Here is a 19985-nt window from a genome sequence, read left to right as displayed (position 1 = left end):
TTGAAGTAAAGTTACTTGATTAATGGAGTTCTCTTCGATGCTGCCAGTTGCCCTCCTTGCAGTTACTATCGCGCAAAATGCTCAGGTTCAGCCTGTTGATGCGATCGCAGTACAACCTGAAAGTATCCGATCTTCCTCAGCCCAACCCGTATTGAGTAACGGGGCTCAGCCCGATGTCTTGCTGGCACAGTCGATCACCCCAGCCGATGGGAGTACAATTGTGACCTCTACAGGCAGTCAAATTGATGTAACTGGCGGACAATTTTCTGAGGATGGTACCAACCTATTTCACAGTTTTCAGCAGTTCGGGCTGGGCGATCAACAGACAGCCAATTTTGTGGCCAACCCCCAGGTACAAAATGTCTTGGGACGGGTGCTGGGAGGAGATGCCTCCTACATTGATGGCGTTTTGCAAGTTAGCAACAGCAACGCCAACCTCTATTTGATTAATCCCGCCGGAATTCTCTTTGGTCAGAATGCGCAGTTGAACTTGACCGGTAGCTTTACTGCAGCAACAGCGGATCGAGTCGGGTTTGAGGATGGCTGGCTCGATATCTTTAACGCCAATGACTATTCACAATTGGTGGGTGACCCCACCCAGTTTTCCTTTAGCGCACCCCAGCCCGGCAGTGTGGTTAACCTGGGCAATTTAGCCGTTGATGAACACCAAAATTTAACATTACTGGGGGGGAATGTCGTATATGGGGGCAGTGCATCTGCCCCCGGTGGTCGGGTCACCCTGGGGGCGGTCAAAGGTCAACAGATAGTTACCCTCGGTTCGGCTAATGGTTTACTTACCATGGAGCTAGCTCTCTTACCAACAGATCGAGAGCTGTCTATTGCATCACTGCCAGAGCTATTGACGGGTGGTGATAGCCTCAGCCAAGGAAGCCAACTTGTAGTGGCTCCAGACGGTACCGTATCGCTCCAGGGGGTGACCATCCCAGATCATACAGGGACTACCGCCGTTGCCGGTAACCTGAGTGTGACTGGACAAGTTGGAGGAGAGCTTAACCTGCTAGGCGATCGGGTGGCGCTACTGGGGGCTGACTTAGCTGCTTCTGGCACAACAGGTGGTGGCACTGTCCGTATCGGCGGTGGTTACCAGGGCAACGACAACATTCTCAATGCAGATCTCACTTATATCAGCCCAGACTCCACGATTGATGTGAGTGGAGGTGACACAGGCGATGGGGGACTAGCAATAGCTTGGGCCGATGGCCTCACCCAATTTTATGGCAGTATTGATGCCAGCGGCGGCAGCCAATCTGGGCAGGGTGGCTTTGTGGAAATTTCTGGCAAAAACCAGCTTGTCTTTCGCGGTCATGTGGACACCAATGCCGTAGCCGGACAGATGGGAACGCTGCTGTTAGACCCCATCAACATCGTGATTGCGGCTGGCACAGGGGATGGCGATGGTGATAGCTCCAACACCACATTCCAGGGCGATGTCAATGGAGTCCTGGGGCAAATTTTAGAGAGTGATTTCCCAGGAGGCACGGTCACCCTCTTTGAATCGGAGTTGGAAGGTCTGAGCGGCGATACCAATATTATCCTCCAGGCTACCAACAACATCACTCTCAATAACCTATCGGATAATGAACTCACCTTCTTGCCGGGGAGTAGTACCATTGAGTTCGATGCTGGCAACAACTTTATTATGGATGGCTCTGATGCCATTGCCACCAATGGTAGAGGCCTGATCATTTCCGGTAATACGCTGACGCTGGGCAGCCTACTGACCGAGGGGGGCGACATTGATCTCACAGGCAACATTCTCCTACCGGCCAACGCTACGTTTAGTACAGGGGCTGGACAGCCTGGTGATATTTCCATTGGCGGCTCTTCAAGCAATATTGACCGGGCAGCCGGGCTGGCTAGTTTGGAGCTGATTTCGGGAGACGGAAATATTGACCTAAATAGCATGGTGGGTCAGACAGCCGCCCTATCCACCTTCACCATCCAGGGAGCAACGGTTGATTTCTTTCAAGCGATCAGCACAACTAATGGAATTACTATTACGGCCCAAGATTTGCCCTCTTTTGGCAATCTATTTGGCTCACTTGATTCAGGGGGTACTATTTCTATTTCTAGCCAGGGAGATATTAGTAGCAGGCAAGACAATATTACAGCCGGGGGCAATATTTCAATTACGACACCGGGGGATTTGACCATTGAAAGTGGTAACTTGAGTGCCACTGGTGATATTTCATTGATTTCAGGCAGTACGGCATTTGTCAGCGACTTGCCGGATAGGGCTTTAACCATTAATGCTGGCAACCAGCTAACGCTTCAAGGGACTGACCGATTGCGGGTACAGGCCAGTAACAATCCAGTATCGGAACTGTGGACGACAACGGGGGATTTAATTTTAAGCAGCAATGGTGCAATTGCCGCCGATGCCTCTTTTAATGCGGGCAACAATTTCTTAACGCTGGATTTGGCAGGCAACCCTGGTGATATTAGCGGCACATCAACCGATACGTTAATCAGCAGTGCAGGCAATGTTAGCTTTGGAGACTACACAGGGCTGGCCCTCAAGGTAGAGGCCCAGGGCAGCATTAGCGGTGGTGACATCACCATCATTGGTCCAAATCCAGCTTTGGCAGGTGGTGACTCTGATATTACGATACTCAATAGTTCTCCTGCCTTAATTTTGCGGGCAGGTGGCGTCCTGCAAAATGCGCCTAATCTACCTGCCAACACTGTTGGTGGCACTGTTGGCGGCACTGAGTTTAGTAGCACTACCGCAACCACACCTGGCAACATTGACGTGGGTGATATTGATACCACCGTAACGTTTGGTGATGGCGGCCCGGTTATCCTATCGGCAACAGGGAGTGTCACCGCTGGCAACATTGATACATCCACAACAGTATTTGGCGATCCGTTATTCCCTCCTTATTTTCGCGGCGGCTCACTGGATATCAATGCTGGTGAGGAGGTCACAACTCAGGCAGTGACCACGGATGGTGGGGAGATTACCATTAGCGGTACACAGATCAAAACGGGTAGCCTGACCGCTTTTAATGAAGATACCAATTTGTCGAATATAGACCCAGAAGGTCGAATTAGCCTGACAGCCACGGCTGGAGATATTGAAGTTGACAACATTAGCGCTGGCGCTGGAGGCCTTACCATTGATGCCACCGAACGGTTTAGGGCCGTGGGTGAGACGATTGATTTTAATACGGGGATTGTCAGTGGCGCTGAGGGGGTTGTGGAGACTGTGGTCACCATCAAAGATAGTCCAGAGATCATTGACTATTTGGTGAGTGAGGGCTTTGATCGTGGCGACTTAGAAGGGTCTGAAGCGACGGTCTCAATTTTCAACAACCTGACTGTGCCCGCCAGTGTGATTGCCTATTCGAGCAATAGCACTACTTCGAATATCAGCATTATCCATGGTGGTGTGGACTTGCCAGATAGCGCAACTGTGCAAATTGATGGGGGAAGCGAGACCTATGAATTTGCCATTGGACCGAATGCAGGGCCAGGACTCTCAGGTGATTTAACTGGATTTAATCCGCTGGATCCGAGTGCTACCGTAACGTTGTTCCGCACCGGTGATTACACCGTTTATGACGCTATTCCAGAGACCATTAGCGGTACAGTGGGAGCGATTATTGTCGGTAATGATCAGAATAATGGCCAGGTGTATTCTGCTTTTTTGAATCGACCGTTACCCCCGGAGATTGATCCACCAACAGTCGCTTCGTCAACGGTGGTAGTTGACCCTGAAGTGGATAATCCGGTAACGGAGGATCCTACCTCTGGAGAGGAGACGTTGGTGGCAGCTGATGATCCTGACATTGAAAATGATGGCAATGATTCGCTTTGTCAGCCAGATGAGGTGGCCTCTGACTTGATCGCAAGTCGTTCAGGGGAGGAACGCAGTGGAGATGATTTTTCAGAGTCCTGTGGGGTTCCAGCTGCAGATACCATCTTACAAATCGAGGAAGATATTAATGTGGCACCGGAGGCTCCTTAGGAGATTTTTGGCATGGCGCTCATGGGTAAACGCTGGAGTATTTGGCAAAATCGACGGGCCAGATATGCGGCTCTGGTGCTGGCTGTAACTTTCGGGATCATTAGCTTGTCTGGGGTCATTCCGGGGCGATATGGCATCGCGCTTTCTGCTACGACGCTCGCTGGTGTCTCTGAAACCGTACCACCCCTCTCTGCTGAGGAGAACTTTCAGCTAGGGGCTGAGGAGAACCTTCAGCTAGGGGCTGAGGAGAACCTTCAGCTAGGGATGGATTATTATCGCAACAATCAGCTAGATGCTGCGATCGCACCCTGGCAGTCTGCCCTAGAACAGTATCGCCGCCACCAAAACCAGACAGGGGAGCGACGTGTTTTAGAACTGTTGACCTTTATTCACCTGGAGTTAGGCCAATATCGACAGGTGATTACCTTAGCCCAGAGCACCCTGGACGTTGCCATGGGGCCTGACCATAGGGAACTTAGGGTCCGAATCCAGGCTAACTTAGGTATTGCCTACAATGCCTTGGGAAATTATTTAGCGGCTATTGCAGCATATCAGCAGGCGCTAGAAGACATTTACAACAGTGATGATCCTTCGGCGCGCAATAGTGAAGCCCAGGTTTTGGGACTACTGGCCAATGCCCATGAAGGTTTAGGCAATTACGAGCGTACCGCTGAACTACACCAACAAAGTCTGACGCTGGCGCAGCAGTTGGCAAACCCTAACCTAGAAGCCGTTGCCCATGTCAATCTGGGGGCGACCTATGCCCGACTGGGTGACTATGATCGGGCCATTCGGCAGTACAAAACTAGCCTGGATAGTTTCCAGACATTGGGGGATATTCAAGGGACAGTCTATGCCCTGAACAACTTAGGCGTAGCCTACTATGTGCAGGACAAACTATCCCTAGCCATTGATCAACTGCAACAGGCATTAACCATTGCTGAAACTAGCCAACAGCCAGATATGATTGGAGCCGCATTGGGCAGCTTGGGTAGTCTCTATGCTGACCAGGGAGACTATGACCAGGCCCTAGACTATCACGAACAAAGCTTGGCCATCGCCCGCTCAACTGCCGATCCCAAAACCACGACCGTTGCCCTGAATAATCTGGGGCACACGTTATTTGAAGCAGGCCAGTTAGCCGATGCTGCCGCCAAACTTTACGAAGCTGTTGATGTTTTAGAATCGCTGCGGCCAGGGCTGGATGACAACAGCCAAATTTCTCTCTTTGATACCCAGGTATTGACCTATAACCTGTTGCAACAAATTCTGGTAGCCCAAGGCAACATTGAAACCGCGTTAGAAGTAGCTGAACGGGGTCGAGCCAGGGCATTTGTGGAGTTAGTTGCCCAGCAAACAGATAACCTCCCTGAGGCCGCCAAAGTTCCTAATATTGAACAAATTCGGACAATTGCTAAGGAACAGAAAACCACCCTGGTGGAATATACCCTAGTTCCTGACGACAGCTTTAAATTTCAAGGCAAACAGCGGGGGACTTCAGAGCGTCTATATGTTTGGGTGGTGCAGCCGACTGGAAACGTTGACTTTCGGGAGGTGGATCTAAAACCATTGCAGCAGGACAAGAATCTGTCCATTGCCAAGTTGGTGGAAACCAGTCGAGATCGCAGCGGCATCCGGGGTGCTAGTTCTGAAAATGCCCCTGAAGATGGCCCTGGAAATAGCCGTGGCCTGATTCGGCCTGGTGACCAAGTCCGACGAGCAGGAGATCCCCTAGACTGGGCTCCCTATGACGTCACCGCCATTGATCCCCGCGCTGGCACGGTGACCCTGAGTCATCCCGACTTTACCCTCCCCAATCCCGTTGTTGCCCTTAGCGAAGTCTATAAAATTAATGACTCAGCCTTTGCCACGGTCTTGCGGCCCACCTCCCAATGGCAAGATCTATACCAGCTATTGATTGCCCCCATTGCCGATCTATTACCCACCAGCCCAGAAGATCGGGTTGTGTTTATCCCCCAAGAACAGCTATTTCTCGTCCCATTTCCCGCCCTCCAGGCTGAGGATGGCAGCTACTTGATCGAGCACCACACCATCCTCAGTGCGCCGGCTATTCAGATTTTGGGCCTGACTAACCGCAACAACAATCGTTTGTCAGCGAGCCAGCCAGCGGGACAACCAGAAAGACAACCAGCAGGGCCGCCCCTAGTCGTCGGTAATCCTAGTCCCATGCCCGAAAACCTCCAGGCCTTGCCCCATGCAGGCACTGAAGCTGTGGGCATTGCCAATGTCCTATCTACCCGTGCATTAACCGGCGATAGCGCCACAGAAACCGCCATCAAACAACAGCTAGCCAACGCCTCTCTAATCCACCTGGCCACCCATGGTTTCTTTAATGAATCAAATCCACTCCAGGGCTCTCTCGCCTTTGCCCCCACCGATGACCAAGACGGCTTTTTGACGGCAGCAGAAATTCTCACCCAGTCCCTGAGGGCCGATTTAGTGGTGCTGAGCGCCTGCGACACCGGACGCGGCCAGATTACGGGGGACGGTGTCATTGGTCTATCGCGGTCATTTCTAGCTGCTGGAGCAGAGAATGTCATGGTTTCCCTATGGCAGGTGCCCGACGACGCTACCGCCCAACTGATGATTGAGTTTTATCGGCAGCGACAGCATTTAGATAACGCTCAAGCCCTGCGCCAGGCCATGTTAGCTACTCGTCAGCAGTATAAAGATCCTCTGGCCTGGGCGGCATTTACCCTGATTGGTGCCATAGATTCGTGAACCTGGAGAAATCTTAGGGGCAAACTACATCAAACTTCTTTTGAATTTATAGTTAAAGTGTCGTTAAAATCAGCCATTTCTATTAGGTTCATCTGGGGTATTTATCAGGATTATCTCAGCTTATCTAGATAGAGTCGTTGCAGATAGAAAAGTTTTGATCTGTGCTGTCCGTTTGTTATTCCGATGAAATTTGATCCAGGTTGTATTCAGTTTCGCCTTACCGCTGGCATGGTGCTGGCCTCTATCCTTGGCTTTGGTGGGATGACCGCCTGGAGCAATTTTAGAATGCAGCAAATTCTGATCAAGGGACATAAGGATAATGCATTGGAAATAGCCGATCGCTTTGGTCAGGATGTGGCCTGGATGGATGAGACATTGCCATCCACAATGGCGCTGGAAAAGGTGATCAACTATCGTTCGACAGCTGATACCGCCATTTGGATCCGTTCCCCAGAAGGAGAGCTGATCGCCCAGTCCGATACCCTTGAAATGGGTTCCTGGCAAAAAGATGGTTTTGCTGAGGAAGTGCTTGAACTGCCTGCCACTCAGACATTGGATAGCGTGAATATCCAGGACCGTGAGTTGATCATTTGTATTTCTCCCCTGGAGGTAAACGGAAATCTTCTAGGGGATCTCTTTGTAATTGATGACATCACTCAAAATCAGGCCAGTTTCTCCGCTGTTACTCGAGATCTGACCTTGGCCAGCATTTTTGTCATTGGTCTGTCAGCCCTGGTCATTGCCATCTATGTACGTCAGTCCATTAAGCCCGTTTGTAAAATGAATGAGCTGGCGGCGAATGTATGTCCTGATAATCTGGCTGATACCCATTTAGAACTTGATCGCGCTCCCACTGAGGTTAGGGATTTGGCCCAGGCCTTTAATATGATGCTGGGTCGATTGTCAGCCGCCTGGGATCAGCAGCGTCGGTTTGTGAGTGATGTGTCCCATGAGCTGCGCACTCCCCTCACCCTGGTCCATGGTTATTTGCAAAGCACCCTGCGCCGTTGCAATACCCTCAGCGAACCCCAGCGAGAGGGGTTAGAAATTGCCGCGTCAGAGGCGGATCGGACAATTCGTATGTTGCAGGATCTGCTGGACCTGGCTCGGGCCGATGGTGGTCACATGCGGTTTCATATAGAACGGGTGCCTCTGAAGGACATGATTGTAGAAACCGTTGAAATGTGTCTTTATCCTAGCGACCGGGTCAATGTGGATATTCAGGCAACTGGCTTTGATGCTCGGGCCGATCGCAATCGACTAAAGCAGGTGTTAATTAACCTGATTGACAATGCGGTTAAGTATTCTGAAGACGATACTGTTGTGAAGGTACGCCTCAAGCAAGAAGGGGAATGGGCGGTGATTCAGATTTGCGATCGCGGTCGCGGTATCCCCACCACCGACCTGACCCAAATTTTCGAACCTTTCTACCGAGTGGACGAAGACCGTTCCCGTGCCACAGGCGGTACCGGCCTTGGACTATCCATAGTTAAAACCCTGGTAGAGGGCATGCGGGGCAAAATTAAGGTACAGTCCAAGCCAGGTGAAGGTAGTATATTCACCGTCAGTCTGCCGACCTAGTCAGAACTAATCATCCATCATGCCAGAGACCTCAGCCAAAATTTTAGTGATTGAAGACGAGACCCAGCTTGCTAAATTTGTGCAAATGGAACTCTCGTACGAAGGTTATGACGTTGCCGTAGCCAACGATGGCCTATCTGGGCTGATGGCAGCACGGGACAATGTGCCAGATCTGATTTTGCTCGACTGGATGATGCCCGGCCTTGCCGGTGTGGAAGTCTGCCGTCGACTACGTAGTACCGGCGCTCAGATGCCGATTATTTTCCTGACCGCCAAGGACGACGTTGCTGACCGTGTCGCTGGCCTCGATGCCGGTGCCGATGACTATGTGGTCAAACCTTTTAGCATCGAAGAACTCCTCGCCCGTGTCCGCGCCCACCTTCGCCGCAACGATCCCCAGGAAGCCGAAGCACTCCAGTTCGAAACCCTCACCCTCAACCGCAAAACTCGCGAAGTCTTTCGTGGCGATCGCGGCATCGAACTAACCGCCAAAGAATTCGACCTATTGGACTATCTGATTGCCCATCCCCGCCAGGTACTCACCCGCGATCAGATTTTAGAAAAAGTCTGGGGTTACGACTTCATGGGCGATTCAAACATTATTGAAGTGTATATTCGCTATCTACGCCTGAAACTAGAGTCCGAAGGTGAAAAGCGTTTGATCCAGACCGTTAGAGGTGTAGGTTACGTGCTGCGGGAGTGATGTCAAATCCCACCACCATTGAACTAGACCTTATCCGCATTGCCTGGGCCATGGGGCTAGCCGCCGTTGCCATTGGCCTCTCCCTCTGGCAACAGCTTGGTCTGGCCGGGACCATTGCCCTCGCCACCTTACGCACAGTTGTTCAGCTCTTTGCTGTCGGTATCTTTCTCTCCATTGTCTTTACCCTGAGTAGTCCCGGTCTGATTCTGCTGGTACTGCTTGTCATGACCACGGTTGCTGCCCTCACTGCCCGCAACCGCATTAGCAAAGACATTCCTCGTCTTGCCCTATGGCTATGGGGAGCAATTTTTACCAGTACCGCCCTTACCATCACCTATACGATGACGATTGTGGTGCGGCCTGAGCTATGGTACGAGCCCCGCTATCTTATCCCCCTCACCGGCATGGTGCTTGGTAACTCCCTCACGGCGGCATCGTTAACCGGTGAGCGCCTGGTCAATGCTCTCCGCAACCATCGTACCGACATAGAAACTCATCTTAGCCTGGGGGCAACGCCTAATCAGGCCATTGCCAATTATCGTCGAGACGCCATCAAAGCCGGTCTCATCCCCACAGTTAACTCCATGATGGTCGTCGGACTCGTCACCCTCCCCGGCATGATCACCGGCCAAATCTTGGGCGGAGCCGATCCCCTCAACGCCGCCCTTTATCAAATGCTGATTATGTTTATGCTGGCCTTTGCTACGTTAACAACGGCAATTTTGGTTACCTTTAGCATCAAACAACAGTTTTTTAATCAGGCAATGCAGTTAGTTGATCCAAAGAAACGAAACTAACAAACTCAAACTCTGTTAACGAGACAATTCATTAAACACCACCCTTGACAAGAGATAATCCTGTAGGATAATCTCTTAAGTTTTCTGACTGAGGTAAGGTTATTTATTTAACGTTCGAGGGCCTGTTGTCGAAACTCTCGTGCTGGCATGTGAACAATACTTTTAAAGCTACGTTCAAAGTGGCTGAGATCACTGAAACCTACTTGTCTTGCAACCTGAGTAATTTGAAGTTTTGGGCTGTTGATGAGTATTTCTTTGGCCTTTTCGATGCGCAATTTTCGGAGTAAGCTTTTAAAGGAAGTGTTCAGACCAGTGCGAAACAGGCAGGTAAGGTGAGAGGTGCTGAGTAAGGCGACTTTTGATAGTTCCCCTAAGGTGATCTCGCGGTTATAATTATCTCGAATAAAAATGACAACTCGACGTAATCCTTCATGAGGAAAGTTAGGTTCTATGGACTCTTTGCCCATCATCCAATCAATGAGTTGGCATTGATGGAGCTTATCGTCGTCATAGTCACAGCCTAAGATACTTGAGTCGCTATGGCATTGGTGAGATTCTCCCAAAAGCCATGGTGTATAAAGCTGAGCTAGATTAGTTGTAATAGTATCAGAGTCAGCCATGATAGCTAGACGGGCTATCGTTCGTTCTAGCTCAAAATCATTTTGGGGCCAGGTATAGTTTTCCAGTATTTGTGACATGTTTTCATCCACTTGGATATTGACGGTTCCAGAATGACGAAGCAATGCTGCATTTACCAAATCTTTGATGTCGCTCTGCCTTTCCTTTAGAGTAGGGAGCTTGATTGATAGAAAATCTATTTCGACTAAAAGTTCTTGTAGAAACTTTTCCTCTAACACCAATTCATTTAAGTCGGTGCTGCTGCTCGCTATGAGTCTGTAATCACTTTCAACATTAGCTTCCAGCCATTGATTCTGGCGTGAAGTAAGAAAGTAAATTAATTTATTCTGCCATTCTAATGGTAGTCGATCTACCTCATTCAAAAATAGTGTGCCACCATTTGCCTGGGTTATCCATTGTTCTGGGCTGTCAGCTGGCAATCCACATCGAATTTCAACAAAAGGTGCATCTTTCCTGGGACCCATAGCATGTAAACTTACAGCGACACTCAGCTTGTTAGTTCCAAATTCGCCTTCTATCAAAACTGGTAAATTTGACCTGGTAGCTTTTTCGATAAAATGCTCAACGGTATGAATCTTAGGGCTGGTGCCTACAATAGACATCGTGTTGCCATTTGGGCTATTTGCTGTCCATTCCTCAAGCTGTTGACGTTGGATAATGTAGCCACACTTTTTTGCTAACTCTGCAATAATTTCCTGCATGGACACTTTGCTCTTGCCCTGAAAAGGTGTGGTAACCTCCAAGACGCCTAATTCAGTATCAGCATGGATAATTGGATGAACAAAGGTAGATAGATTCGTATTCGATATGGAATCAATATTGGACTTGGGGGCACTCTGTAAGTTTATGCTGGTGGCTCTAACAGGAGCATCAATAGACGAGACGCTTTTACTGTTGCCGAGCTGATACCAGTCAGCTTGAATTTCCTTTTCGCAACAGCCAAATACTAACTCACCCCTATAATTTATTCTTAAACGACCGCTAAGGATATCGAAGTTCTTTAACGAAGAGATTATCAGAGGTTGAATCTTCCATCGCAGGTCAGGATGCCAATAATAGGATTTTTGAAGAGCTCGATGCACTATGGATATGCGCTCGTTCTTTTTCCCATCAACCCTTTCTGTATGTTTCATTAGAGTTTCGATAGTTTGTATTATGAATCCAAATAATCAAAAGCCACCTACTTTATGGCAAGGAGCGAGGCACTTCAACCCTATTTTCCTGCAAATTTTGTTCATTTTAACGTGAAATGCTTTTTAATCTAAAAAGCTGTTTTTATAAACTTAGCTGAAAAAAGAAATCGATATTGACAATGCAATAAATTGTTCATAATTAACGTATCATATCAGCTTAAGCCGGGAAAAACTGACTAGACAAGAATTCAAGAACTACAGTCAAAAGCCGGTGAGTTCGAAGTTTCAGACCTCTATCTTCTGAATACTACCCTTAGGAAAACGTTTCACTTTAAGCTGGCCCCCTTAATTCCTTTGATGGAAGGTTGATATTACAATTAAGTAGGTCTAGTAGAACAGGCTTAAGTAAGGATATGTACGTGAGATTACCTAACAATTAAGCAGATTTAGTAGAGCAGGCTTAAGTAAGGATACGTGCGTGAGATTACCTAACAATTAATGCGTTAACTTAAAGCATATATGATGACTTGGCTGGTTAAGAGAAGAATTGGATTTTTCAAGCATTCAGTAAAATTGCTGGGTATCATCAAAGATGCTGCATAGATTTTATAGGCCCTATGCGTATTCACAGATATAAATTCTAACTTCGATTATTTCTTAAGAGAATGTAGCACACATGATGCATCGTCATTTTTACCGTATAAGTGAGAAAACTATCATTGATTGAAACTGGAAAAAACGTCGAATTGACAGGGTATTAGCAAAGCCTTTTTGGTAAAGTTCAGTATCAGCGAAATGAGGAGATACCTGACTTGCTTCAATGGTAGGGGTTTCTCTGGCTTTCTCTAAGAGTAAGGCATTGAATAATGTGCTAGTTTCTCTCCTCCTGGAAGGGATGCTGTAGACGAGGTTGGTTTCGGTCACTTGCGCTAAGGGCCAATCCAACCCACTGCCCCTCCCAGGAGGGGCAACGTTATCCCGCTTGCCTTAAGCAAAAGAATGAAAGTTATTAAACTCTCATTTCTAAGAGATTGCTTGAAAAGCGGTTTTTGCTACCCCGAGCCGATCTAGACTTAGAGCTAATCGATCGGTTTTGAATCAGGTGAGATCAACCCATGGGAACGACCACTGCTGTGAGGGAAGACAACTCGATACTAGAGCTGACCAGGCTGAATCGATTGATGAAACTCTCTGAAGGTGAGCCAGAAATCCGGATTGGTCTGATTGATGGCCCCGTTGGAGCCCATCCAGATTTGGTTGGAGCGCGATCGCAGACGCTTTTGGGAGGAGCTTCGATCAATTGTCAGAACATTAATAGTTTAGCGTGTCAGCATGGAACCTTCATCACTGGCATTCTCTGTAGTCGGCGAGGGTCTCAAGCGCCAGGCATTTGTCCGAACTGTACGATCTTGGTGCGGCCTATTTTTTGTGAAGAAATGTACGGCAACCCGCCTTGTCCCGAAGTGACAACAGAAGAACTGGCGAGGACGATTTGTGAGACGGTTGATGCAGGCGTTAATACGATCAATCTGAGTTTGGGGCTAGCGAATACGGCGTTGATTGACTATCCCGACCTTGAGGCGGCGATCGCATATGCCATGGGTAAAGGGGTGCTACTGGTGGCGGCGGCGGGTAACCAAGGGAACCTCGGTCCCCTGCCCCTGTTTAAACATCCCTGGACAATTCCTGTGATTGCTTGCGATGCTCGCGGGCAGATTGCCCATGGATCAAATCTTGGTCTTTCAGTGGGCCGCTCAGGGTTGATCGCTCCAGGGGTGAATGTGACCAGTACTGCCCCTGAGACGGGCTTCACTTCCATGAGTGGGACCAGTGTTGCCGCTCCCTTTGTGACGGGTGAGATCGCACTGCTCCAGTCCCTGTTTCCCCGGCAGAGTGCGGCGCAAATTCGCCGGGCCATTTTGCGGCCTGGGGTGAGGCGAGGCAGCGTTTGTCCGCCCCTGCTCGATGCTTGGGAAAGTTGGCAATTTTTAAGTGATCAAACCGGATAAAAACCATGACAAAAATATTACAAGTGTAGGAGAGTTCGATTGTTATGGATAGTCAATATGTTTATGCTGTGGGGACTGTGGTTCCTCGCTTCCCCAATATGAGCTTGGAAAAGGAGTATAAGCAAGCCGTCGTACAAGACGCAGACACCGAAGGACAAAGTACACGCATGTGGGAAATTCAATATTCGGTTTTGAATAAGCCTGAAAACCGATATATTGCCCGAGACCTGTGCTGGGTGTTTTCGATTCAAAATGTGGATACCTATATTCTTGAACCTAAGACTAATGATGAACTGCAGCAACTGATCAACATGCTGCCGCATTCGACGTCACAGGGATCTTCTGAACCATCAAATGAAGAGCAGGTGGATGTTGTCATTGGGGACCTGGGTCCGATTGCGCCACCAGAAAAGTGCAATGGTTTACAACTTCCCATTGTGATTCTCAATAATACCTATAGTTTTACAGTTCAAGAGTTTCTGAGTAATCTTCGTCAGGCTATCGATAGCCAACGCAGTGAAGACGATCTATTGAGATATGTGTTCAAACTATTAATGCAGCTGGCGGATAATGTGGGCAATTTGGATGAACATCGTGCTGTCAATTATGTAGCTCTCCGCTATCACGAAGTCTATAAACAAACAATTGAGCAGTATCAGCAGGATCCACCACACGTTCTTGATGGAGTGAATGTCCAAATGTCGCGGCTTAATGCCAGTGGAACCCGACGGATTGTCGAAGTAATTTTCACCTATCGAAATGATCAAACCGACGTTAAGACCCGGTTTTATGCCAGCGTCGATGTTGGAGGAATGTTTCCTTTCTTGGTAGATGCATTGCAGCCATATTATGAGCGGCCTAGTTTCTAGACTAAATTCCTATCACTTCGAGGCTAATGGCAAGTATCACTGATATCTGGATTCAGCAAACAACGGCGAAGCGGCAAGCGATTGACGGTTCACAGCTTGTATTGGATATTGTGACTGAGGCGGGAGAGGCACCGTCCCAGGTTGTATTTTCGGCAACACCAGAGGGAACTGAAATCTATCGAGCCCATGTCACAGGAACGAAAATCCCCAGTGATAGCATTAAAACCATTATCCTGAAACTGTTAACGACAGAGCCAGATAAAATTCCAGCGAGCTTTTGTTGGTTGCCCCAGGCAGTATGGGTGAGTGCGCTAGATGATGAGGGGAACTATCGAGTTTTGAGTGGTGACCCGGATTGGCCTCAGGCAAAAGCTTTTACCCCCACAAAGGGGCGCAGTTATGCCCTGACGGTAGTGCTCGCTGGCGCACCCTTACATGAAATGACACTGCCCTTTGTGGGGGTGAGCAAGGCCCGATCGGGGCCGGGCAATAGTGCATTGGCGTTGGCAGTGCAGAAATCCAGAACCATCGAATTTACGTTGCAGGAGCCGATCACGGAGCCGAAGATGTTGATGTTGATTGGGTTAGGCGTTTGCACCCTTTCTGTGATGACACCAACCTCAGCTGATGCGACACCAGTGCCCCTGGGTGGGCAAACATCCTCATCCCCTGTCCCTGGAATCCATATTGCAGTAACCCATGGAAAAGAGGGGGTGATGATCTATGCCAACGGGCAAGTGGCGACTATGCCGGAGGCGAATTCGACCGTGGTGGGGATGTGGGTGAGCCATCAGGCCCTGAGTGCATTTTATCGGGGGGTGATCCAAGAAGTACGGGTTTGGAATCGGGCGCGATCTTCAGTGGAAATACAGAAGAATTTGAACCGGCGGTTTACGAAGATTGAGGGAGATTTGATTGGGTTATGGGTGTATGGGAGAGACATGCTAAAGGTGTCAGGGGACACTGATGGGACTCAAGGGCCAAAGAAACCACCGGCTCCTGCCCAGCACGTTTTGCCGATGACGGCGGTAAATAGTTTGGAGGATAGTGAGGAGAGTAGTCCTCACTACATCGTTTGCTGATCCACAGTTTAGTCATGATGCCAGTTTCAGGAGATAATTATGAGCAGTTCTCCAATGTATTTCCCTCCTGGATTTGATTCTGAAAAAGCGATTTTTCTCAATCAATTAGTGATTACGGCTTATGATATGTATAGCCAATGGCTGTATCAAGGCATGCAAGCCAAGAACAGATTTGGTTGGGCACCTAAAGGGCCTAAGCTAGCCTATAGTGAGCCTATTTGGGGAGAAGATACGAGGTTTTTGGGTATCTTTGGCAGAGCGGAACCCTTTGCTTTTGTTGCTTCAACGGAGGACAACGACGTTTACCTGATATTTCGGGGTACGGAGTCTCATTCTGATTGGAGTGAGAATATAAAGCTGGAGCAAACTCCCTATAGTCTAGCCCCTGGCTATGGCAGCGTTCATCAGGGTTTCTTTAGCATTTATGAGACAATGAGGGACACGATTCATAAATATCTGGAGGAAATACCTAATCCTAAAAGGCTTTATATCGCGGGGCATAGTTTGGGGTCATCGCTGTCCACGCTGGCCGTACCCGATGTGATAACAAACACATCGTACAAGGCTAGTTTACCTGTGATTCATTACAATCTGGCTAGCCCCCGAACGGGAGATCCAGATTTTGCGGATGCTTACAATGCGAATGAGGTGGAAACCTACCGAGTGGTTAATACTTGTGATGTTGTTCCGACTGTGCCATTGTCGGTAACGTCGAGTAAATTACCTTTGCCCATTTATAAACATGTTGGGGTTCCGGTCGATTTTACGGCGCAGTATGGTGAGATTGTGGAAAATCATAGTGTTAAAGGGGCTTACCTTTATGCTTTGCAACATCCCAAACAGCCAGAGGAGAATAAGCGGTGAGGAGAACGGGTCTTGTTAGCTTTACCCCACTGCAATACAACATCATGATTTAGGCAGGAAACGCCATTAAATTAGCCGTATTTGTAAAAATATGGGTTGATATATTAGGTATTAGAAAAGTTAGCGATAGATATCTCTCTAATGCGTAATAGATTTTTCCATAAAAGGGAATTTAAAGTCGCCTTTTCACGTTCATTTATTGAGATGGGCCGATGTTGTACTGTTACTCACCGCTGGATTAATGGTGCCGCAGTAGCACACCCTTACAACGGCTAGGAGCGTTGGATCGTTATGGATAGTCAATATGTGTATGCCCTGGGGACGGTGATTCCGCGCTTCCCGAATATGGGCCTAGAAAAAGAATTTGCCCAGGCGGCCAACCCGGATCAGGTCACCCGCATTACCCAGCGAGACGTACAGTATCAGATTTTAAATAAGCCGGAGAATCTATATATTGCCCGCGACATGTGCTGGGTATTTTCGATTCAAAATGTGGATACCTACATCCTTGAACCCCGCAGTCAAGTGGAGCTAGAAGCCTTGATTGCCATGCTCAACAAGCCTGCAGATATAACAGATGATGTGGATGTGGTGATTGGAGATCTAGGCCCCATTGCCTCTGCGGAAAAGTGCAACGGGTTACAGATTCCCATTGTCTATGTCGACAACACCTACAGTTTTGAGGTGCAAGGGTTTCTAGGACAAATCACCCCAGATCAAGGCGTCACCCTGCCCCAGAATCAACGCAATGACCTGGCCAGATATGTGTTTAATCTGTTGATGCAGCTGGCGGACAATGTGGGGAATTTGGACGAGCATCGCGCCATCAATTACCTGCTGCTTCGCTATCCCGAGGTGTATAACCAAACATTTTTACAAAACCAAGATCAGAAATCCTTGGATGGGGTGAATGTGCAAATGTCGCGGCTCAATGCTAGTGGCACCCGCCGGATTGTCGATGTGATTTTCACCTATCGCGATAACAGTACGGACGTTAAAAACCGCTTTTATGCCAGCGTCGATGTGGGTAGCAGGTATCCCTTTTTAGTCGAGCGATTGCAGCCGTATTACGAGCGGCCGAGTTTCTAAGTAACCGTGGTGCCACGGGCGGCACTGTTACATGGGATGACGCTGCCGTTTACGAAGGTGGACACGTCCCGTTTGGGGGCGAGCAACGGCGATGGTGCCGGAGGCAGGAGAGGGGGCGGCGGTGGTGGGGATTTGGGTGAGTAACAAGGCGTTGAGTGGGTTTTATCGGGGGGTGATTCGGGAGGTGCGGATGTGGAGTCGGGTGCGATCGGTGGGGGAGATTCAGGGGGAATGAAGCAGGGGTTTAGGGAGATAGGGGGGGATTTGATTGGGTCGTGGGGTATGGTGACGGGATGCGGATGGGACCGGGGGAAATAGAGAAATCGAAACCATCGGAGACAACGGACGAACCAGATGAGCAAAAATCGGAACGCACGGTGAATACAGACAAAAAAACAAAAAAAATCGGAACTACCCGATAATCCCGCAGAGGCGATGCATAAGTCCGGAATTGAAGCGGAAGCGGAATCACGGGTGGCAGGGGTTCTGCGGATGACGGCGGTGAATAGTCTAGCGAAGGGCAGAGAAAGTAGGCCGCAGTACGTACCATAAACATCGCCAACGAGAGAGAGAGAGAAGCCGGAGGCCGGCGCGTAGATAAGCACGTCGATAGCAAACGCGTCGACAACCAGCAACAGTTCTAAATGTTCCCAAATAACACGATGGAGGTAAAAGGCAAGCAACACCTGAAACCGTTGCCAAACGGGTCGGTGCGACAAAAGCCGAGGGGAAGTGCCAAATGGCGAGCGCATAAATCGAGCCGAACCGGACAAAACGGCTATCGAGGCGAGCAAAGGGCTCGGGGCGAAAGGAACGGAGTTAAACGGTGCCCCCGATACATGGCCGAGCGGAGAGATATATGAGAGATATATGAGCAGGACTGCGTCCATCGCGCCGTGTTAGACCAGTAATGCTGGGTGAGCGGATGGTAGTGAGAGAAGGAATGCACTGAGAGCGACGAAAAAAAGCAACGGACCGAGGAGACAAAAGATGACGGAACCACCAAAAACAGCCCATCAATCAATAGGGCGACAAATGCAACAGTACAACGTTGAGACAACGGCGGCCCGACGGAACGCTTTAGCACCCGAGCGAGGCACGACCGCGCAGGTGCCAAACGTGGTGATGCGTGCTGCGGCCAATACAATAGAGCAGCGGTTCGAGCAAGCGAAGCGTCTGATCGAGGCATGGCAATGGAAGGAATGCACACCAGCGGCGGGGGCGGCGACCACTGGCGAGGGCAGCCCCTCGTGCCGAACGTATGATAGGACAAAGACCGGAGGACCGTTTAACGAGGCGGTTAGCGGCACGTTCAAGGTGCTATGGAAGTTCCGAGCAGTGCAAGGGATAGGCCTCCTAACGTGCAAGGAGGCAAGCGCGATGGGAAGCAGCACAACCTGCAAAGAAACGCTACTATCCGAGCTCCACCTGCTAGCGACACTGGAAGCCGGAGGGATAAGGACCGTGCGCACCTACCCGTACTTATTTAAGGTCGCGTGTGCAGAAGAATCCAACGAATGTTGTTACGGGTATCTAACGCAGATAATTGACGGACCGGAGATAACGCCACTGCGGGAAGGCGGAGACGGGACCGGGATTCTCAAGGGTTTGGCACCGCGTGCGCGCCAGACGGCTGCGAATGATTTAGAAGCACTGGCCAAATACGTCTCAACCACCCATTCCATCCAGGACCTCCAAGCAAGGGTTGACGAAACAACGGGACACCTGTTCGTCCTAGACCCCCTGTCACTAAGCGCAGCCGACCCGTCGGCTGGGAATAAGCTAAGCCAGCTCGCGAAAGATATATGCCAATAGCCAGATGAGCACTGCGCTCGCGCCGCGAGATCGGGGCCGCCGCAACGGAGCGAAAATTGACAGTCCCACCGAGACCAAAAAACGCGGGACCGCAGCCGGAACGACAGCGTGGACCTCACATAGTGCGATCGCTTATCGCCGTAGGCTGGATTGAGAAACGAAACCCAGCAAACACAATCCATTAGCCACCTCATCCACACGGATCCTCACCCATCCCAATCCACCGTCGCAGGTACGCCCCAACGCCAATATCATCAACGCCTTGCTCGTAAAGCCAGGCCGCTTTTTCCCGCATCCGGTCCACCGTCTTTTTCGCCACCCCCAACACCTATGACGAAAACCAATACCCAAAAAATCAAACCCTTTTGTGATTTGGCCAAAAGGAAGGTAATTCAAAGTTCAAAATTAGAAATTCAAAAAATGTAAAAATCAATTTTGAATTTTGGACTCATCATTTTGAATTGTTCCCCCGTGACTGATTCTGTTTCGTTTTTACGATGATCGCCGCAATAATTTTGGTAATTTCAACCGCTTTGTTTAAAGGTGAGCCAGTTGGCAGTTTAGATTGACAACGGGAACCAATGCCCATAAATCGGCTCTTCCGGAATTCCCGTGGAGCCCCCTACATTTAGTGTAGAGTTCAGGTTCTTCCCCGTTAGGGATAATAGAGG

Annotated in this window: 12 protein-coding genes; 11 read left to right on the top strand and 1 reads right to left on the bottom strand. The window is 49.4% G+C overall.

Translation table 11 applies throughout. From position 1 onward, the window contains the following. Nucleotides 1-37 precede the first annotated feature (37 nt). From IXB50_RS14295 to IXB50_RS14275, 5 genes are all read left to right on the top strand, one after another. Nucleotides 38-3991: a two-partner secretion domain-containing protein gene (locus IXB50_RS14295; protein WP_215609658.1), complete on the top strand. Its 3954-nt coding sequence runs from the start codon at nt 38-40 to the stop codon at nt 3989-3991. Between the two features lie 12 nt (nt 3992-4003). Continuing rightward, entirely contained in the window at nt 4004-6733 is a 2730-nt protein-coding gene (locus tag IXB50_RS14290) for a CHAT domain-containing protein (RefSeq protein ID WP_215609657.1), read from the top strand. Nucleotides 6734-6916: 183 nt separating this feature from the next. Then, nucleotides 6917-8314 carry an ATP-binding protein gene (locus IXB50_RS14285; protein ID WP_215609656.1) on the top strand — a complete coding sequence of 466 codons (1398 nt, stop codon included), beginning with the start codon at nt 6917-6919 and terminating at the stop codon, nt 8312-8314. A 19-nt stretch (nt 8315-8333) separates the two neighbouring features. After that, nucleotides 8334-9017: a response regulator transcription factor gene (locus tag IXB50_RS14280; RefSeq protein ID WP_215609655.1), complete on the top strand. Its 684-nt coding sequence runs from the start codon at nt 8334-8336 to the stop codon at nt 9015-9017. Beyond that, entirely contained in the window at nt 9017-9814 is a 798-nt protein-coding gene (locus IXB50_RS14275) for an ABC transporter permease (protein ID WP_215609654.1), read from the top strand. Before IXB50_RS14280 ends, IXB50_RS14275 begins: the two co-directional genes overlap by 1 nt. A gap of 107 nt (nt 9815-9921) precedes the next feature. Here the strand turns inward: IXB50_RS14275 and IXB50_RS14270 are convergent, their stop codons facing one another. After that, nucleotides 9922-11586 (bottom strand): AraC family transcriptional regulator, encoded by a 1665-nt coding sequence (locus IXB50_RS14270; protein ID WP_215609653.1) that lies wholly within the window; start codon nt 11584-11586, stop codon nt 9922-9924. 1115 nt (nt 11587-12701) lie between these two features. Here IXB50_RS14270 and IXB50_RS14265 point away from each other — a divergent pair. The 6 genes from IXB50_RS14265 (at nt 12702) to IXB50_RS14240 (ending at nt 17734) form a co-directional block, all read left to right on the top strand. Beyond that, entirely contained in the window at nt 12702-13595 is an 894-nt protein-coding gene (locus tag IXB50_RS14265) for a S8 family serine peptidase (protein WP_215609652.1), read from the top strand. 44 nt (nt 13596-13639) lie between these two features. Continuing rightward, the gene (locus IXB50_RS14260) at nt 13640-14464 is read left to right on the top strand and encodes a cyanobactin maturation protease PatG family protein (RefSeq protein WP_215609651.1); all 825 of its coding nucleotides are present in this window, start codon (nt 13640-13642) and stop codon (nt 14462-14464) included. A gap of 26 nt (nt 14465-14490) precedes the next feature. Continuing rightward, on the top strand, nt 14491-15546 hold the full coding sequence (locus IXB50_RS14255) for a LamG domain-containing protein (protein WP_215609650.1): 1056 nt from the start codon (nt 14491-14493) through the stop codon (nt 15544-15546). A 39-nt stretch (nt 15547-15585) separates the two neighbouring features. Continuing rightward, nucleotides 15586-16410: a lipase family protein gene (locus IXB50_RS14250; protein WP_215609649.1), complete on the top strand. Its 825-nt coding sequence runs from the start codon at nt 15586-15588 to the stop codon at nt 16408-16410. Nucleotides 16411-16701: 291 nt separating this feature from the next. Next, the gene (locus IXB50_RS14245) at nt 16702-17499 is read left to right on the top strand and encodes a cyanobactin maturation protease PatG family protein (protein ID WP_215609648.1); all 798 of its coding nucleotides are present in this window, start codon (nt 16702-16704) and stop codon (nt 17497-17499) included. A gap of 91 nt (nt 17500-17590) precedes the next feature. Continuing rightward, nucleotides 17591-17734, top strand: a complete 144-nt coding sequence (locus IXB50_RS14240) for a LamG domain-containing protein (RefSeq protein WP_215609647.1) — start codon at nt 17591-17593, stop codon at nt 17732-17734. Nucleotides 17735-19985: the final 2251 nt, after the last annotated feature.

Source organism: Leptothoe spongobia TAU-MAC 1115, from assembly GCF_018739885.1.
Lineage (GTDB): Bacteria > Cyanobacteriota > Cyanobacteriia > Phormidesmidales > Phormidesmidaceae > Leptothoe > Leptothoe spongobia.
Note: the sequence above shows the minus strand (reverse complement) of the source record. Positions and strands in the feature narration are given on the sequence as shown.